This is a genomic window from Veillonella faecalis (assembly GCF_024677885.1).
In the GTDB taxonomy this organism is placed as follows: Bacteria; Bacillota; Negativicutes; order Veillonellales; family Veillonellaceae; genus Veillonella; species Veillonella nakazawae.
Genome location: NZ_JALBWL010000001.1, coordinates 324,643 through 339,790 on the forward strand (window position 1 = coordinate 324,643; position 15,148 = coordinate 339,790).

The following is a 15,148-nucleotide window of genomic DNA, read 5'->3' on the forward strand; positions in this document are numbered from 1 at the left end:
TATGAGAAAACCCATTATTGCAGGAAATTGGAAAATGAATGGCACCATTGCGTCTGGATCTATTCTGATCGAAGCGTTTAACAGCGTGTTACAAGATATGGAATTATCCTGTGATGTAGTTGTTTGCCCGCCTTTCACAGCTATCGAACGTGCTGTAGCACTAACACGAGATACAGCTATTGAAGTAGGCGCACAAACTATGGATTATCATGATGCTGGTGCATTCACTGGTGAAATTTCACCACTTATGCTTACAGAGGTAGGCGTCAATTATGTTATTATCGGTCACTCTGAACGCCGTGAATATTATGGTGAAACAGATAAGACGGTAAATGCAAAAATCAAAAGTGCATTTCACCATAATTTGATACCAATAGTCTGTGTTGGTGAAAGTTTAGAACAACGTGAATCCGGTCATACTCTAGACTGGATTACATCTCAGCTTAAAGGTGCTTTGGTTGACGTTCCAAAGGAACAAGTTAGCCAATTGATTGTTGCGTACGAACCAATTTGGGCTATCGGCACAGGAAAAACAGCAACTGCCGATCAAGCTGAAGAAGTATGTAAAGAAATTCGTGATTACATTCGTTCTTTATACGATGATGAGACTGCTGATGCCGTGCGCATCCAGTATGGCGGTAGTGTTAAATCCGAAAATGCTCGTGAAATTCTTGGGGAACCAAATATTGATGGTGCCCTTGTAGGTGGTGCATCTTTAGTAGTTGATGAATTTATTGATATTATTAAAGCGGCGAATGAAGTAAGCGCTTAATATGAGGTTAAAAATGGCTAAATTAAAGGCTCCCGTAATGCTAGTTATCCTAGATGGATTTGGCATGGGAGATCAATCAGATACAACCAATGCTGTAGTACAGGCGAAGCCGCACTGTTTTAATCAATTGTGGGATACGTATCCACATACAAAATTAGAAGCATCAGGGCTTGCAGTAGGACTTCCAGAAGGACAGATGGGGAATTCTGAGGTTGGCCATTTAAACCTTGGTTCTGGTCGCATTGTGTACCAAGATTTGACTCGTATTACTAAAGACGTTGAATCTGGTGAGTTTTATAATCGCCCTGTTATGCAGGAACTATACGAAGTTGCTAAAAAACAAAGCTTACATCTTATTGGTCTAGTATCAGATGGCAATGTACATTGCTCCTTAGAGCATATTAAGGCAGTTATCAAAGGGGCTCATGATCATGGTATTGAGCACGTTTATGTACATGCCTTGCTCGATGGTCGTGACGTAGCCCCTCAATGTGCACAAGGCTATTTAAAAGACTTAGAAGCGTATATGGCAGAGCTAAACTGTGGAAAAATTGCTACTGTGAGTGGTCGATACTATGCGATGGACCGCGATAATCGTTGGGACCGTGTGGAACTTGCTTACAATGCGATTGTAAATGGTCAAGGTGAAAGAGCAGTATCAGCCTGTGAAGCGGTGCAACAATCTTATGACAAAGATGCGGCAGATGAGTTTGTTCTTCCTACGGTAATTGATGCTGAAGGAACGATCAAGAATGGCGATGCCGTTATCTTCTGTAATTTCCGTCCAGACCGAGGTCGTGAGCTTACAAAAGCCTTAGTGTTGCCAGACTTTGATGGCTTTAACCGTGAACCATTATCTTTATACATGGCGACTATGACTAAATATGAAGATGGTTTACCAGTTCATATTGTGTATGAAAAGGACATTATATCTGAAACACTAGGCGAAGTACTAAGCGTAGGTGGCTATCGTCAATTGCGTATTGCTGAAACAGAGAAATACGCTCATGTTACGTATTTCTTCAACGGCGGTAAAGAGGAACCATTTGAAGGTGAGGACCGCATACTTGTGAAATCTCCTCAAGTGGCAACCTATGATTTACAACCTGAAATGAGTGCTTATGAGGTAACTGATAAGGTCGTAGAAGCCATTCAAGATGAAACGTATGACATGATCATCTTAAACTTTGCAAATCCAGATATGGTGGGTCATACAGGTAGCTTTGAAGCAGCTGTTAAAGCAGTTCAGGCTGTAGATACTTGCTTAGGTCGTATCGTTGAGGCTATACGCAGTAAGAATGGTCACTTGTTAATTACAGCAGATCATGGTAATGCTGAGCTTATGGTTAATCATGAAACTGGTAAGGTTCATACGGCGCATACAACAAACTTGGTTCCTTTAATTTTAATGAGTGATGCCTTAAAATCAGCTACATTAGAGGCTGGCAAATTATGTGATATTGCTCCTACATTATTAGACTTGGCTGGCATAGAACAACCAGAATCTATGACAGGTCATAGTTTAGTACAAAAAGCATAATATAGAACTTTCACTATATTAGTAGTTAACAAGAGTTATAACCTATATGGTTTTGCTCAATATATAATATCTGTCACATGACAGTTATCCCATTAGATTTTTATGAGGTGAAGAAATGGCAGTAATTGAACAAGTCATTGCAAGAGAAATTTTAGATTCCCGCGGTAACCCAACTGTTGAAGTTGAAGTATGTTTAGAAGATGGTACTATTGCAACAGCTGCGGTTCCATCTGGTGCTTCCACAGGTAAGTTTGAAGCTGTAGAATTACGTGATGGTGATAAATCCCGTTACTCCGGTAAAGGTGTATTAACAGCTATCGATAATGTAAATGCTAAAATCGGTCCTGCCATTATTGGTTATGATGCGACTGAACAAGTAGCTATCGATAACTTGATGTTGAAATTAGATGGTACAGACAATAAATCTAACTTAGGTGCTAATGCAATTCTTGGTGTATCTATGGCAGTAGCTCGTGCAGCAGCTGAATCCTTAGATTTGCCATTGTTTGCATACCTTGGCGGTTTCAACGCAAAAGAATTGCCAGTTCCTATGATGAATATCTTGAATGGCGGCGCACATGCGGATAATAACGTAGATATTCAAGAATTTATGATCATGCCTGTAGGCGCGGAATCCTTTGCTGAAGCTCTTCGTAGCTGTGCAGAAGTATATCATACATTAAAATCTGTACTTCATGATAAAGGTCTTAGCACTGCCGTAGGTGACGAAGGTGGTTTCGCTCCTAACTTGGCATCCAATGAAGAAGCATTGGAAGTAATTTGTGAAGCTATTAAAGCGGCAGGTTATGAACCTGGTAAAGACTTTAAATTAGCTCTTGATTCTGCATCTTCTGAATTCTATGAAGATGGCAAATACAATTTAGCTGGCGAAGGCAAAGTTAAAACAGCTGCTGAAATGGTGGATTTCTACGAATACTTAGTAGGTAAATACCCAATCGTATCCATCGAAGATGGTCTTGCTGAAGAAGATTGGGATGGTTGGAAATTATTGACAGAACGCCTTGGCGATCGTGTACAACTCGTTGGTGACGATTTATTCGTAACTAATACAAAACGTTTGGCTCGTGGTATTGAGCTTGGTGTAGGTAACTCTATTCTTGTAAAAGTAAACCAAATCGGTACTTTAACAGAAGCATTCGACGCTATGGAACTAGCTAAACGCGCTGGTTATACATGTGTAGTATCTCACCGCTCTGGCGAAACAGAAGATACATTTATCGCTGATATTGCAGTAGCTGTAAATGCTGGCCAAATTAAGACTGGTGCACCAGCTCGTTCTGAACGTGTAGCTAAATACAATCAATTGCTTCGCATTGAAGAAATGTTATACGAAACAGCACAATATAAAGGTAATGACGTTTTTTATAACTTAAAATAAAAATCGTCTTAGCTAAAAGTCCAATAAGGGCGCCCTTCGGGGCGCCTTTTTTGTATGCCTAAAAATAGAAAAGTTTTCGCTTCGTGGATTTTTAAAAATAAAAAAGGGATTTTGGTGAGGATGTCGAAACCTATAACGCCATACGCTAGTGTGAGGTAAAAACATACCGCAAGGTATAGGAGGTGACCATGTATGTAGACGTAACATTAGACGACATTATTCTATATGCTTTAGAACATCATGTGAGCGATATTCACTTTGATCCCACAAAAAGTGGTGTCCAAGTTCGGTTACGACAAGATGGATTACTACGAACAAATATGACTGTGACTTCTGAAGAGGCTGAACTTATTATCAACCGCATCAAGGTTTGTAGTGCATTAGATATTAGTGAAAAGAGATTGCCTCAAGATGGTCGATGGGCTTGGAGTCATAAGGATACATCTGTAACTATGCGCGTATCTACCTTGCCCAGCTTATATGGTGAGACTTTGGTCTGCCGACTTATGGGAAATGAAGGGAGTCATAAAGACTTAACAGCCTTAGGTATGCGTGCAGATATTTTTGAACATATTAAACAATTACTAAAACGTCCTTATGGCTTACTTCTAATCTGTGGACCTACAGGTAGTGGTAAAACGGCTACTTTATATGCCATGTTACGCATGTTAAATCTAGAGGAAACAAAGCTCATATGTCTTGAAGATCCCGTAGAGGCTGAAATTAAAGGAGCCATACAAATTGGTATTAATGAGAAGATTGGTTTTACATTTGCCAAAGGGCTTAGATCAGTGCTACGGCAAGATCCAGATACGATTATGATTGGTGAAATCAGGGATAAGGAGACTGCAGAGCTGGCCGTTAAATCGGCTTTAACAGGGCATCGAGTGTTATCTACAATTCATACTAACACAGCTATTGGTGTTGTAACGCGTCTCATGGATATGGGGGTAGAACCGTATTTAATACGGGCTACTTTAATGGGGGCAATAGCGCAACGTTTAGTTCGAAAATTTGATGGCACCACGTATCATGGACGGACTGCGCTCTTTGAATATTTAGAAATACCAACCAATTCAGTTCACTGGGATCAATTAGAAGCACATTTACTTTTGTCACTAGAGGATTCCGCTCGTGAAGCTGTATCTCAGCATGTTACATCGATAGAGGAGGTGCATCGTTGTGGACTCATGCTGTAATAGTGGAAATTTAGAAACCATTGTTGAACAAGCAATACAATTATCATCCACAGATATTCATCTACAATGTGGTGAGCCTATCTATTTGCGGCATGGTGATGGATTGAAGGCTACTTCGTTTATATGTACTACTATCTTAATTGAAGATATTTTACGACGTTGTGGTATAGCCTCTTATGAATGGCAATCTCTCGATGAAGCTTGTTCCTGTTGTGGCGTGCGTATACGTGTTCATCTATATAAGGCTAATCAAACGATATGTGGGACACTGAGGTTATTGTGCCATCAACAACTTAAGCTAGAGGATAACAGTGAAGGACATTTACTTCAAAAACTATGTGAAGCACATGATGGTCTATTGCTTGTATGCGGGCCTACAGGTAGTGGGAAAAGTTTTACCTTAGCCTGTTGTATTGACTATATAAATCAAACTATGGAGCGCCATATCATTACCTTAGAAGACCCCATAGAATTTGAGTTTAAGCCTAAGAAATCTTTAATTCATCAACGCCAATTAGGTGCCGACATTAAGTCTATGTCTAATGGTATTCGCGATGCATTGCGGGAGGACCCAGATGTCATTATGGTTGGAGAGCTTCGAGATCGTGAAACATTAGAGGCCGCTCTTCATGCGGCTGAAACGGGGCATCTTGTGATGGCCACTATGCATACGCAAAGGGCCGTGATGGCTGTTCACCGCATGATTTCACTATTTCCTGGTGAACAACAAGAGGAGATTCGCAGTCAAATATCTCAAGTGTTACGTGCTGTTATATGTCAACGACTTCTTCGGTGGAATAAAAAGTTTATTACCATTCGTGATATTTTGTTAAACACTCATGCAGTAGCAAATTTAATACGCACTCGTAAGGAACCGCAAATCATCTCTATTCAAGAAACACAACTGCCTATGAAAACACTAGAAATGGCCGTACGAGATGTAAAAGCACAATATGGAACGCAGCATCAACTACATATGCTATTAGATCAACAATTATCGTAGGTGCAGATATGGAGGCTTATGAATATGTCGTAAAAAATGAGAATAATGAAACAGTAAAAGGTTTGATGTGGGCAGATTCAGAACAGGAGGTCGGTACACGGTTAAAACGTGATGGATACAAAATTTATAAAATCACTCTACAAGTGAATAAGAAAAAGCATAAGTGGAATCATACCATGGTGGTAGATGTAACCTATCAATTGGGATTACTCATCGAGTCTGGTGTGCCTTTACGGAGGGCATTACAGTTACTCTGTCATGGGAAGCGAGGGCTTTTATATACAGCCCTCTATGAATCGATTGAAAGAGGCCAAACCTTATCGCAAGCATTGCGTAGTGAAGGCTGCCCTGCGATAGCCTTAGCACTACTAGAAAGTGGAGAGGCAGCAGGCACTTTAGGTGAAAGCTTACAATACATTTCACGTCACTATGACTGGGAGCGACAATTGCGACAAAAGGTTATGAGTGCTATTTCTTATCCCATATTTCTTCTTCTCATGATGAACGTATTCTTTCTCGTTACCATCCTGTTTATCATTCCATCCTTTGAGAAGGTTTTTACTACCATGCATATTACATTACCATTGATGACACGAGCCCTCTTTGCATTAGGACAAGGGTTAAAGAGTCATCCTATATTAGTCTTTATTATGCAGTGTGTAGGGATAGGTGCTTTAGTCTTTGCATACCATCAACATAGTATAAAACACAAAGTACATCGTTGGCTTTGGCTGTTGGCTCACCGATACCAATGGATGACCTGCATTTACTATACGAGTATGCTAAAGGTTTGGGCCCTTTTGTTAGATTCTGGAATTTCTATTATTCATACTATGAATATCACAAGACCTTTATGGGGCAATATGTATGGTGCCGAATGTAGTGAGAAAGTAGAGGCAAAGTTATTAACTGGCCATTCTTTTGAAGAGAGCCTTAGAACTGAGAATATTGGAAATTCCTTTATATGGCAAATGATTTCTATTGGCGAGGAAAGTGGAGAGCTCGTTAAGATGCTACATCATTGTGGACATTACTATGAATCTATACTTTCAAAATATATCGCCCGACTAGAGAGGCTTTTAGAACCAATTTTGCTAACTGTAATGGGAATTGGTGTAGCCGTTTTAGTTGTATCTGTTATGTATCCATTATTTACGTCTATTGCTAAGTTGGGAGGACAATAGCTATTTATAGTTGCATAATAGCTATTTATAGTTAGAACAATAGAGGTCAATATAAATGGATAGCTGTTATTTAATCATTATAAGGAGGATATTATGAGTTCTGTTATACATATGGTTCATGGTTTAAATTCTCGATTAGAACTATGTGGTCAATGGGTTTTAGACCACTTACATATTTCTCGTGTTCGGGAAAATCTCAAGAAGTCGAGAAAAGGGGGCTTTACCCTTGTTGAGTTAATGGTTGTGGTAGCCGTTATTGCCATATTGGCAGCTATTGCGATGCCACAATTTTTATCTGCTGCTGATAGAGCACGAAATGCGAAGGAAACGGCAGATATTCAAATCATAAAAAATGCAACGCAGCTCTATATGATCGACAAGAATGTAGATACACCACCAACTGTAGAAAATCTATATAAAGAAGGTTATCTTACAGAACATGTTAAGACTGCAAAGGATAAGGAATATACCATTACTTATGAAGTGGTTAATGGCGGTACGGCAAAAGCAGTTGTAGTTAAAGCACCTGACGCACCTTAACGTAACTTATATCTAGAATTTAGCATCTAGCATCTAATATCAGTATCAAGTAACTAGTATTTAGTATTTAGTATTTAATGTGCATGTATTAATGATAGGAATGTAGTTTTAGGTTTTCATATATATGTAGATTTAGGTTTTCATATATATGTAGTTATATCAATCGTTAGATATACATATCTATAGTTGATTGTATGGAAGGACAAGGTATGAAAGGGACTCATTATGTTATAGCACTGATCGTGTATATAGCATCCATAGTACTACCTATTATAGTTTCAACCCAGGTAATATCCTTTATTCACGTTGCTTTGTATGCTGTGTTTTCACTCATTATCATAGCAGGTGCTACCATCGATATGCATTACTATATATTACCTGATGAAGGGGCCTTAGTGCTTGTTATAGGTGGTATTTTGTATAGCTTTCTAAATGATAAGTCTATGCTTATAACAATCATAAGTGTTATGACTGTAGGTACTATTACATATGGACTTCGTCTTATTAGTCATAAAGGTTTTGGACTAGGCGATGTGAAATGGTTTTCTGCTATTTCCATGTGGCTTACGCCCTGGGAGATTATATGCTTTTTTTACGTAGCCTTTTGCGTTGGTTCTCTCTATCTCTTACTAACAAGCTATCGTAATCGATATATTCCATTTGGTCCCTTTCTATGCTTTGGTGCTTGGTGTGCCTTACATGGCGGATCCTACATGGAGGTGTTATATCAATGGTTAAGGCACAACCTATACATCATCAGTTTGGCTCTTTGTTAGCCGAGTGGATTATTGCTATTAGTTTATTTTTAATTTTGATTTCTCTGTCTTTGCCTATTGTTACGACGCCCAGTCGTTATACCTTAAATGGAAGTACTCAAGAAGTGGTATATATGTTAAAAAAGGTTCAACTTTGGTCCATGCTTGGTCATAAGTCGAATGGGAAAGGGCGCATGTTATTTATATTAAATAAAGATAGCTATACCTTAGAGGAGGATGCGCATCATCATACAGTCGATATATCGTTACCTACAGGGATTGAAAACGTACAACCTTTAACGATTATCTCTTTTTCTTCTCTAGGATTGCCTTATGATGGAACGGAACTTATTTTACGGGATCGAGAAAGTGGTGAGAGAAATCGTATATGGATATCTGTGCAGACGGGACGTATTCGATGGGAAGAAGTACACTAAGGGATTTATGTATGGAGATGCCTTAGTATCAACAGCCATTATTATGTTTATATTGCCTGTTATACTATCTGTATTTTGGATGGCGACCCTGACAATCTATAAGGCTTATTATTGGGATTATATAGTACAAGACACTGTAACATATTTAGAGGAAAGTAAGTCCCAGTATTACAAAACAGGTCACATTCAGGAAGGGATTCATAACTCTCAATTTATTATGAGCCCTAGGGAATCTATTACTTATAAAACACACATAGAACCTACCGTAGAAAATGGCATTGCCCTACAACGATTAACTGTACAGGCCATAGATAATGAAACTATTGTGTATAGCTTATCTCTCGTTTTGGAGGAAATACGTTGAGTACTCATGATAAACAAAGTGGTTTTATTTTGTATTCCACACTTATGAGTATAACTATTTCTACTATCGTTCTAACCTTATTATTAGGGATAGTTTTTTACGGAGTTATGTGGAATGCAAAATTAATAGATAGTGTTGCGATGATGGAGGATGGCCGGTATACAAGGCGTATGGTCGTAGCTCAAATTATATGGAATCCTGTACAGGTAACTGTAGAGGATAGAAATAAGACTTTATATGTTCACGATACTAAACGGACTACATTAACTGTACAACGCCATGCGCTGTATAGAAAACTTACGGATGGCAGCTTGCAACCGGTTAGTGGTAGCCGCATTATAGGTACAAAAGATAAGCGAAATGTGGGGTATACACAAGAACATCCATTTAGTATAGATGAAAGTGAAACTATCCACATGCGTTGGTATATTACTAATCGATTTACTGGTGATAAGCAATATACTGCTGGATATGGAGGATTAGCTATATATGAAGTTTCTATAGGTCAAAGTAGTATATATGATTGGTATAAATATCATGAGGAACCGAGTCATGAACATGGGAACCAATAATGCTGGATTTATTACATATGTAGCGATACTTACAATGTCTTTTTTATTATTGTTAGCCTTTATGGGGCTGCGTATTGGTCAAATTTGTGAAGGTAATGCAATAGATGAATTGCATTTAGAAGAGGCACACTATGCAGCTCAAAGTGGAGCACATTGGTTTGTAGGCTATTGTAGAGCGGGTAATACATGGGACTTTCAGCAAAAGCTAATAGTAGCTGATGATGCGGACGTGGAAATAACGATTGAAGCAGACTCAGTATCAGAAAACCCTCGTCATGTTATGAGTTATGGGAAATTGAAGCGTTACAAAATTGTCAGTCGAGTACATATGTATGTGACGGTAGATAAGGATAATAATATGCATGTTATAAAGGTGAAACCATATTGAGGTGAATCTATGAAACGAAAAAAGAAAATACATACTGGAGTATGCATTACAGATGAACGTATTGTATGTGTTACAGCTCATGTAGAAAATAAAACTATGGTCATTACCGATGCACTAGAAATGAAACGCAGTGCACCTATTGATGAGGATATTCGAAAATTTATTGAAATGTATGATTTAGATGATGGTGCCTACAGTATTGTTGCAAATATTGATACACAAATGCATGTGGCACCTTATGATCCTCACGATTTTGATATGAAAGAGTTCATCAAGTGGAATGTAGAGGATTACTTTAGCTTTGATGGAGATTGCTTCCAAATGGATGCGTGTCGTCGAGAATATCCAAGACATAATTATCATATGTTTATGGTAGCTGTAGAGCGTCATTCATTAGAACTGTTAAAACAAGGAATACGAGACACTTATGCTCCAGTAGATGTAATCGATTTTTGGCCTATCCCTATTTGTTACAGTTTGATGCGGCGTAGTGGGACTGTAACAGGCGTTGTTGAAAAGGGTGATTTACACTTATGGCTATGGTGGAACGATATATGTATTCAAGAATGTAGAATTCCAATTACTAGTACCGATGTATCAGAAGGGATAGAACAGCTTGAGGCTAGATTGCAGGAGTTTGGCGTAGATGAAATACAAGGCATTAAGCTGTATGGTTTAGAACAATTAACTGAAGAGGAACGAAAGGATATGGAAGCTATTATTTCTATATATGGCGAGACGGAGTATATTCCGCTACTATTTTTAGGTCGTGGTCGTAATCGGTGTAAACAAGGCCAACTAGATTGGGATATGGCCATTGGTATGGCAGCAAGGGGGCTTAAATGGATTGGCTTGGGCTGGTAAGGATAGACACATTAATTTAATGCCTCGTTCGTTACATTGGCATAGTATATGGCATAGATATCGATATTATCTATATGGAATGAGTATTATATACGGAATAGTAGGATTATTATCTCTAGGTTATTGCTGGACTAGTTACGAACATTATAAAGCTGAAAAATCAGAACTATTGAGTCTATTAGAAAATCCACAGTATCAGTCTATAGGGAAACAGTATGCAGATATAATAGCCGTTAAAGATCAAATTCTTAAGAATAGTTCAAAAAATAATACATCATCTATGATTCAAAATACTATAGTCCTATATGTCATTGATATAGCTATGGAGCAAGGTATTAGTTTACAGCATCTCCATATAAAAGATGGACAGATTAGTGTGGATGGTGTAGGTGTTACTGATGATGCGTGTCGTAAGTTTATAGCTAGTCTTCAACACAGACTAATAGGGATGGAGTGTCATGGAACAGTTAAAGCAGATAAAGGTATATATACATTCCATGTGGAAGGATCTAAAGGAGAGCACAACACATCCAGTAGAGAAGATACTAATGATCGTAATAGTGTGGAGCATCATCATTAGTAGTTCACTATATGGATTTATTAGTTTAAATCAGAAAGTTACTCAATTGAAAGAGCGACAAGAAAACTATGTTATTAAAATGCATGCTGAGTCAGATTATATTGTATCTAAGGAAGCCAAATTGTTAGAGTCATTTACGCAAAATAAGGTATCTAACACGAGTTCTAATACAAGTATTTTTGATTCTTTGCAAGGAGAACCATTAATGATTGTTAGTACTGATGAGCATGAAGGTGTATTAGAGTTAACTGTATTAGGGAGTACAGAACGACTTATAAACTGGATTAATACTGTTGATGAGAAAGAACCTTCACGCCGTATAGAAATAGAGGACATAGAACGGAAAGGCAATGTCGTATATGTACATTGTGCAGTGAAACCAACTATGAGGTCTTAATATATACATTATTTTTAGTAATACTAATAGAGACAGATTATAGAGAGTTAATCTATAGTCTGTCTTTGTTTTTGTAGCATTTTATAGTACAATGAAGGATATGAAATAATAAGGGGCACATAAATATATGATAATAAAACGCAATATTATGCTCATCGGTTCTATGGGAAGTGGCAAAAGTCATTTCGGTCGTAATCTTGCAGAACGCAAGGGATGGCAATTTGTAGATACTGATCGCGTATTAGAAGGTCGTTTTGGGTTGCCTATTGCTGAAATATTCAAGAAAATTGGAGAAAAAGCATTCCGTCGTGCTGAAATGGATGTACTTAAAAAGGTATGCTTATACCATGAAGCGGTTATATCTGTAGGTGGTAATTTTCCGATTGAACATCGTACGTTAAAAGTATTAAAAAAATACTCATATATTATTGGTATTCGCGCTGCACAATTTCGTATTGTAAGCCGTGTAAATCGCCGAATTGGGAAACGGCCAACTATGGATTACAATAATGTACATGCTTTTGTACACGCTATGATACAATCCTGGAAACCAGTATATAAGCAGTGTGATTTTGTACTAGATACAACAAATGGTCGGACCTATGATTTTATGCAACGTATTGAAGATGAATTAGTTTCTTCAGGCGTGCAATTTAAAGCAAGACGTCAACCCAATGATATGAACAATGGAGATGATAAAGAATCATCTCAAGAACTAAAACTAAATAATTCTGTTACTAGAAATACAAATGATAGTAGAATACCTAAGAAAATGGAAGCTCATAAACGAACTTCTCAAATATTAGGTTCTAATAAGGTAGGATCTAATACATCTTGCTGTGATAAACATCGTAAACAGAAGACGTCTAATCAGGCAGGTAAAGGACGTAAGTCAGAAGCTATATCCAAACAACGTACACCACAAGGGGGTAATGGATATGAGAAGAATCGCAATACTAACAAGCGGCGGAGACGCACCTGGCATGAACGCCGCCATCAGAGCGCTAACTAGAAAAGCAATACATGAAGGTTTTGAAGTGTTCGGCGTTGAACGTGGCTATTTAGGCATTATGGAAGAGCAATTTATTCCTTTATCAAACCGCTCTGTGGGAGGCATTATTACTCAAGGTGGAACGATGCTAAAAACAGCTCGTTTTCCAGAGTTCCAAAATGAGGATGTTCAAAAAAAGGCCTATGATATATTGAAGTCTCATAGTATCGATCACCTTATTGTTATCGGTGGTGATGGTTCTATGCGCGGCGCTACCAGTTTAGCGAAATTGGGTATGTCCACAATGACTATTCCTTGTACCATAGATAATGATATGGGTGGCACTCAATATACTATAGGCTTTGATACGGCGCTCAATACTGTAGTTGATGCGGTTGGTAGAATTCGTGATACTTCTAATTCACATGAACGAGTAGCCATTGTCGAAGTAATGGGACGTAAGGCAGGTCATATTGCGCTTAAAGCTGGACTTGCGTGTGGTGCAGAAATTGTACTCGTTCCTGAAAATCCTATGCCTTTACATGAGGTATGCCGCCATTTAAAGGAGACACAGATTCGTGGTAAAGAATATAGTGTGATACTCGTTGCAGAAGGTGCTTATAATAGTGGGGAAGTTAAATCCTATATAAAGGATCATACGGAATTTGATCCGAGCTTGACCGTATTGGGGTATTTACAACGCGGTGGCGGTCCATCTGCATTTGATGCTATTTTAGCGGCTCGTATGAGTGAAACCTGTATTGAGTTATTGATGAATGGTACAGATAATCGATTATTGGGCTATATAGATGGTCATATTCGTCCTATTTCCTATCAAGAGGCAGAAAGTCTTAATTTCCCTATCAATGATAAGGACTATACACTTTTATCAATCTTAAGCAGTTGATACTATCTAATGACCCGAAAGGGTCATTTTCTTTTTATCATCATTTATTCATTAATGAAATTATATTGCATAAAAGTAATTGGTGCTGTATAATTTAAAAATACTAATAGTATCATCATAAATAGATACTTTATTGGCAATATCTTCATCTTTTTATAAGGAGATTATAATGAAAGAATTCTTACAAAAGCATCGTAAACGCATTATTGCTGGTGCTGTTGTTCTTTGTGTTCTTGGTGGTGGTACATACTACTACATGCATAGTGAAGGTTCTAAGCAAACACAAAACTTATATACTACTGGCAAGGTAGAAAAGGGTGATGTAAAAACAAGTATTAGTGCTACGGGTACTATTAACCCTGTTAATTATGTAGACGTTTCTACGAATGTGGCTGGTAAACTTGAAAAAGTTTTAGTTAAAGAGAATGATCAAGTTACAGCTGGTCAAGTGATTGCCTATATTGATACACGTCAATTACAAGCCTCTGCAGATGATGCTCGTGCTGCATTAGCTAAGGCGGAACTTGATATGAACCGCTATAAAGCATTAGCCGATCAAAATGCTATTGCTCAACAAACCTATGATGATTCTGTAACAGCTTATGAACGGGCAAAATCTACGTATGACCGTGCAGCAGCAGATTTAAATGATGCTACTATTACGGCGCCAATGTCTGGTACTGTTATAGGTACACCGTTGAAAGCTGGTCAAACTATCAGTACTGGCATTTCTACACAAATGATTATCGCTACGATTGCAGATTTAAGTGATTTAGAAATTTACCTAACTGTAGATGAAACAGATATTGGTAGTATCAAACAGGGCGCGAAAGTAGAATTTACAGTAGACTCTAAGCCAGGTGAAACTTTCACAGGTTACGTATCTGAAATTGCAAAAGGTACAAAAGGCAATATGGGCGCTACAAGCAATAGCGTTGTGTACTATACCGTAAAAGTTCAAATTCCTGAAAATATTTCCAACAATTTCTTACCATCTATGACGGCTCGTGCAACTATCTTTGGCGAAGATATTAAAAATACATTGGTAGTACCTCTTACTGCAGTGCGTACAGATAAGCAAGGGGAATATGTATATGTTATTAAAGATGGTCAACCAGTACGTACAGCTGTTTCTACAGGTGTAACTGGTGATACTAATGTACAAATTCTAAAAGGTTTATCTGAAGGTGATGAAATCATCGTAAGTGGTGATGTAACAGCACCTAAGAATAATAGCCGTGGACCGTTCTAATAGT

At 38.1% G+C, this 15,148-nt stretch carries 18 protein-coding genes; all 18 read left to right on the forward strand.

Annotated features, from left to right (window positions below):
- The first annotated feature begins 1 nt into the window (after position 1).
- The 18 genes from tpiA (at position 2) to MOQ65_RS01560 (ending at position 15,144) form a co-directional block, all read left to right on the forward strand.
- The gene (gene tpiA, locus MOQ65_RS01475; protein WP_257846439.1) at positions 2-772 is read left to right on the forward strand and encodes a triose-phosphate isomerase; all 771 of its coding nucleotides are present in this window, start codon (positions 2-4) and stop codon (positions 770-772) included.
- A 13-nt stretch (positions 773-785) separates the two neighbouring features.
- Positions 786-2,312, forward strand: coding sequence for a 2,3-bisphosphoglycerate-independent phosphoglycerate mutase (gene gpmI, locus MOQ65_RS01480; RefSeq protein ID WP_257846440.1), 1,527 nt, complete (start codon positions 786-788; stop codon positions 2,310-2,312).
- Positions 2,313-2,427: 115 nt separating this feature from the next.
- On the forward strand, positions 2,428-3,711 hold the full coding sequence (gene eno, locus MOQ65_RS01485) for a phosphopyruvate hydratase (protein ID WP_024065658.1): 1,284 nt from the start codon (positions 2,428-2,430) through the stop codon (positions 3,709-3,711).
- A gap of 188 nt (positions 3,712-3,899) precedes the next feature.
- On the forward strand, positions 3,900-4,910 hold the full coding sequence (locus MOQ65_RS01490) for a GspE/PulE family protein (RefSeq protein ID WP_155086710.1): 1,011 nt from the start codon (positions 3,900-3,902) through the stop codon (positions 4,908-4,910).
- Entirely contained in the window at positions 4,894-5,913 is a 1,020-nt protein-coding gene (locus tag MOQ65_RS01495; RefSeq protein ID WP_060924228.1) for a type IV pilus twitching motility protein PilT, read from the forward strand. Before MOQ65_RS01490 ends, MOQ65_RS01495 begins: the two co-directional genes overlap by 17 nt.
- A gap of 8 nt (positions 5,914-5,921) precedes the next feature.
- The gene (locus MOQ65_RS01500; protein WP_213467912.1) at positions 5,922-7,097 is read left to right on the forward strand and encodes a type II secretion system F family protein; all 1,176 of its coding nucleotides are present in this window, start codon (positions 5,922-5,924) and stop codon (positions 7,095-7,097) included.
- A gap of 93 nt (positions 7,098-7,190) precedes the next feature.
- The gene (locus MOQ65_RS01505) at positions 7,191-7,637 is read left to right on the forward strand and encodes a competence type IV pilus major pilin ComGC (RefSeq protein ID WP_060924230.1); all 447 of its coding nucleotides are present in this window, start codon (positions 7,191-7,193) and stop codon (positions 7,635-7,637) included.
- 209 nt (positions 7,638-7,846) lie between these two features.
- The gene (locus MOQ65_RS01510; RefSeq protein ID WP_257846703.1) at positions 7,847-8,413 is read left to right on the forward strand and encodes a prepilin peptidase; all 567 of its coding nucleotides are present in this window, start codon (positions 7,847-7,849) and stop codon (positions 8,411-8,413) included.
- Positions 8,368-8,829 carry a hypothetical protein gene (locus MOQ65_RS01515; protein ID WP_257846441.1) on the forward strand — a complete coding sequence of 154 codons (462 nt, stop codon included), beginning with the start codon at positions 8,368-8,370 and terminating at the stop codon, positions 8,827-8,829. The genes MOQ65_RS01510 and MOQ65_RS01515 overlap by 46 nt, the downstream gene beginning before the upstream one ends.
- A 7-nt stretch (positions 8,830-8,836) precedes the next feature.
- The gene (locus MOQ65_RS01520; protein WP_105093880.1) at positions 8,837-9,193 is read left to right on the forward strand and encodes a hypothetical protein; all 357 of its coding nucleotides are present in this window, start codon (positions 8,837-8,839) and stop codon (positions 9,191-9,193) included.
- A 107-nt stretch (positions 9,194-9,300) separates the two neighbouring features.
- The gene (locus tag MOQ65_RS01525) at positions 9,301-9,765 is read left to right on the forward strand and encodes a hypothetical protein (RefSeq protein WP_244856316.1); all 465 of its coding nucleotides are present in this window, start codon (positions 9,301-9,303) and stop codon (positions 9,763-9,765) included.
- The gene (locus MOQ65_RS01530) at positions 9,746-10,153 is read left to right on the forward strand and encodes a hypothetical protein (RefSeq protein WP_257846442.1); all 408 of its coding nucleotides are present in this window, start codon (positions 9,746-9,748) and stop codon (positions 10,151-10,153) included. Before MOQ65_RS01525 ends, MOQ65_RS01530 begins: the two co-directional genes overlap by 20 nt.
- Positions 10,154-10,162: 9 nt before the next feature.
- The gene (locus MOQ65_RS01535; RefSeq protein ID WP_257846443.1) at positions 10,163-11,017 is read left to right on the forward strand and encodes a hypothetical protein; all 855 of its coding nucleotides are present in this window, start codon (positions 10,163-10,165) and stop codon (positions 11,015-11,017) included.
- A complete protein-coding gene (locus MOQ65_RS01540; RefSeq protein WP_257846444.1) occupies positions 11,001-11,597 on the forward strand; it encodes a fimbrial assembly protein in 597 nt (198 codons plus the stop codon). Before MOQ65_RS01535 ends, MOQ65_RS01540 begins: the two co-directional genes overlap by 17 nt.
- Before the next feature lie 205 nt (positions 11,598-11,802).
- Positions 11,803-11,994 (forward strand): hypothetical protein, encoded by a 192-nt coding sequence (locus MOQ65_RS01545; RefSeq protein ID WP_082717862.1) that lies wholly within the window; start codon positions 11,803-11,805, stop codon positions 11,992-11,994.
- 127 nt (positions 11,995-12,121) lie between these two features.
- The gene (locus MOQ65_RS01550; protein ID WP_257846445.1) at positions 12,122-13,006 is read left to right on the forward strand and encodes a shikimate kinase; all 885 of its coding nucleotides are present in this window, start codon (positions 12,122-12,124) and stop codon (positions 13,004-13,006) included.
- Complete coding sequence (locus MOQ65_RS01555; RefSeq protein ID WP_257846704.1) at positions 12,978-13,892, forward strand: ATP-dependent 6-phosphofructokinase; 915 nt, start codon at positions 12,978-12,980, stop codon at positions 13,890-13,892. The genes MOQ65_RS01550 and MOQ65_RS01555 overlap by 29 nt, the downstream gene beginning before the upstream one ends.
- A gap of 169 nt (positions 13,893-14,061) precedes the next feature.
- Positions 14,062-15,144 (forward strand): efflux RND transporter periplasmic adaptor subunit, encoded by a 1,083-nt coding sequence (locus tag MOQ65_RS01560; protein WP_105085731.1) that lies wholly within the window; start codon positions 14,062-14,064, stop codon positions 15,142-15,144.
- Positions 15,145-15,148: the final 4 nt, after the last annotated feature.

Excerpts from the sequence above, each read along its gene's own strand:
- tpiA (WP_257846439.1), top strand. The coding sequence starts at position 2 with ATGAGAAAACCCATTATTGCAGGAAATTGGAAAATGAATGGCACCATT.
- gpmI (WP_257846440.1), top strand. The coding sequence starts at position 786 with ATGGCTAAATTAAAGGCTCCCGTAATGCTAGTTATCCTAGATGGATTT.
- eno (WP_024065658.1), top strand. The coding sequence starts at position 2,428 with ATGGCAGTAATTGAACAAGTCATTGCAAGAGAAATTTTAGATTCCCGC.
- MOQ65_RS01490 (WP_155086710.1), top strand. The coding sequence starts at position 3,900 with ATGTATGTAGACGTAACATTAGACGACATTATTCTATATGCTTTAGAA.
- MOQ65_RS01500 (WP_213467912.1), top strand. The coding sequence starts at position 5,922 with ATGGAGGCTTATGAATATGTCGTAAAAAATGAGAATAATGAAACAGTA.
- MOQ65_RS01505 (WP_060924230.1), top strand. The coding sequence starts at position 7,191 with ATGAGTTCTGTTATACATATGGTTCATGGTTTAAATTCTCGATTAGAA.
- MOQ65_RS01510 (WP_257846703.1), top strand. The coding sequence starts at position 7,847 with ATGAAAGGGACTCATTATGTTATAGCACTGATCGTGTATATAGCATCC.
- MOQ65_RS01515 (WP_257846441.1), top strand. The coding sequence starts at position 8,368 with ATGGTTAAGGCACAACCTATACATCATCAGTTTGGCTCTTTGTTAGCC.
- MOQ65_RS01520 (WP_105093880.1), top strand. The coding sequence starts at position 8,837 with ATGTATGGAGATGCCTTAGTATCAACAGCCATTATTATGTTTATATTG.
- MOQ65_RS01525 (WP_244856316.1), top strand. The coding sequence starts at position 9,301 with ATGTGGAATGCAAAATTAATAGATAGTGTTGCGATGATGGAGGATGGC.
- MOQ65_RS01530 (WP_257846442.1), top strand. The coding sequence starts at position 9,746 with ATGAACATGGGAACCAATAATGCTGGATTTATTACATATGTAGCGATA.
- MOQ65_RS01535 (WP_257846443.1), top strand. The coding sequence starts at position 10,163 with ATGAAACGAAAAAAGAAAATACATACTGGAGTATGCATTACAGATGAA.
- MOQ65_RS01545 (WP_082717862.1), top strand. The coding sequence starts at position 11,803 with ATGATTGTTAGTACTGATGAGCATGAAGGTGTATTAGAGTTAACTGTA.
- MOQ65_RS01550 (WP_257846445.1), top strand. The coding sequence starts at position 12,122 with ATGATAATAAAACGCAATATTATGCTCATCGGTTCTATGGGAAGTGGC.
- MOQ65_RS01555 (WP_257846704.1), top strand. The coding sequence starts at position 12,978 with ATGAACGCCGCCATCAGAGCGCTAACTAGAAAAGCAATACATGAAGGT.
- MOQ65_RS01560 (WP_105085731.1), top strand. The coding sequence starts at position 14,062 with ATGAAAGAATTCTTACAAAAGCATCGTAAACGCATTATTGCTGGTGCT.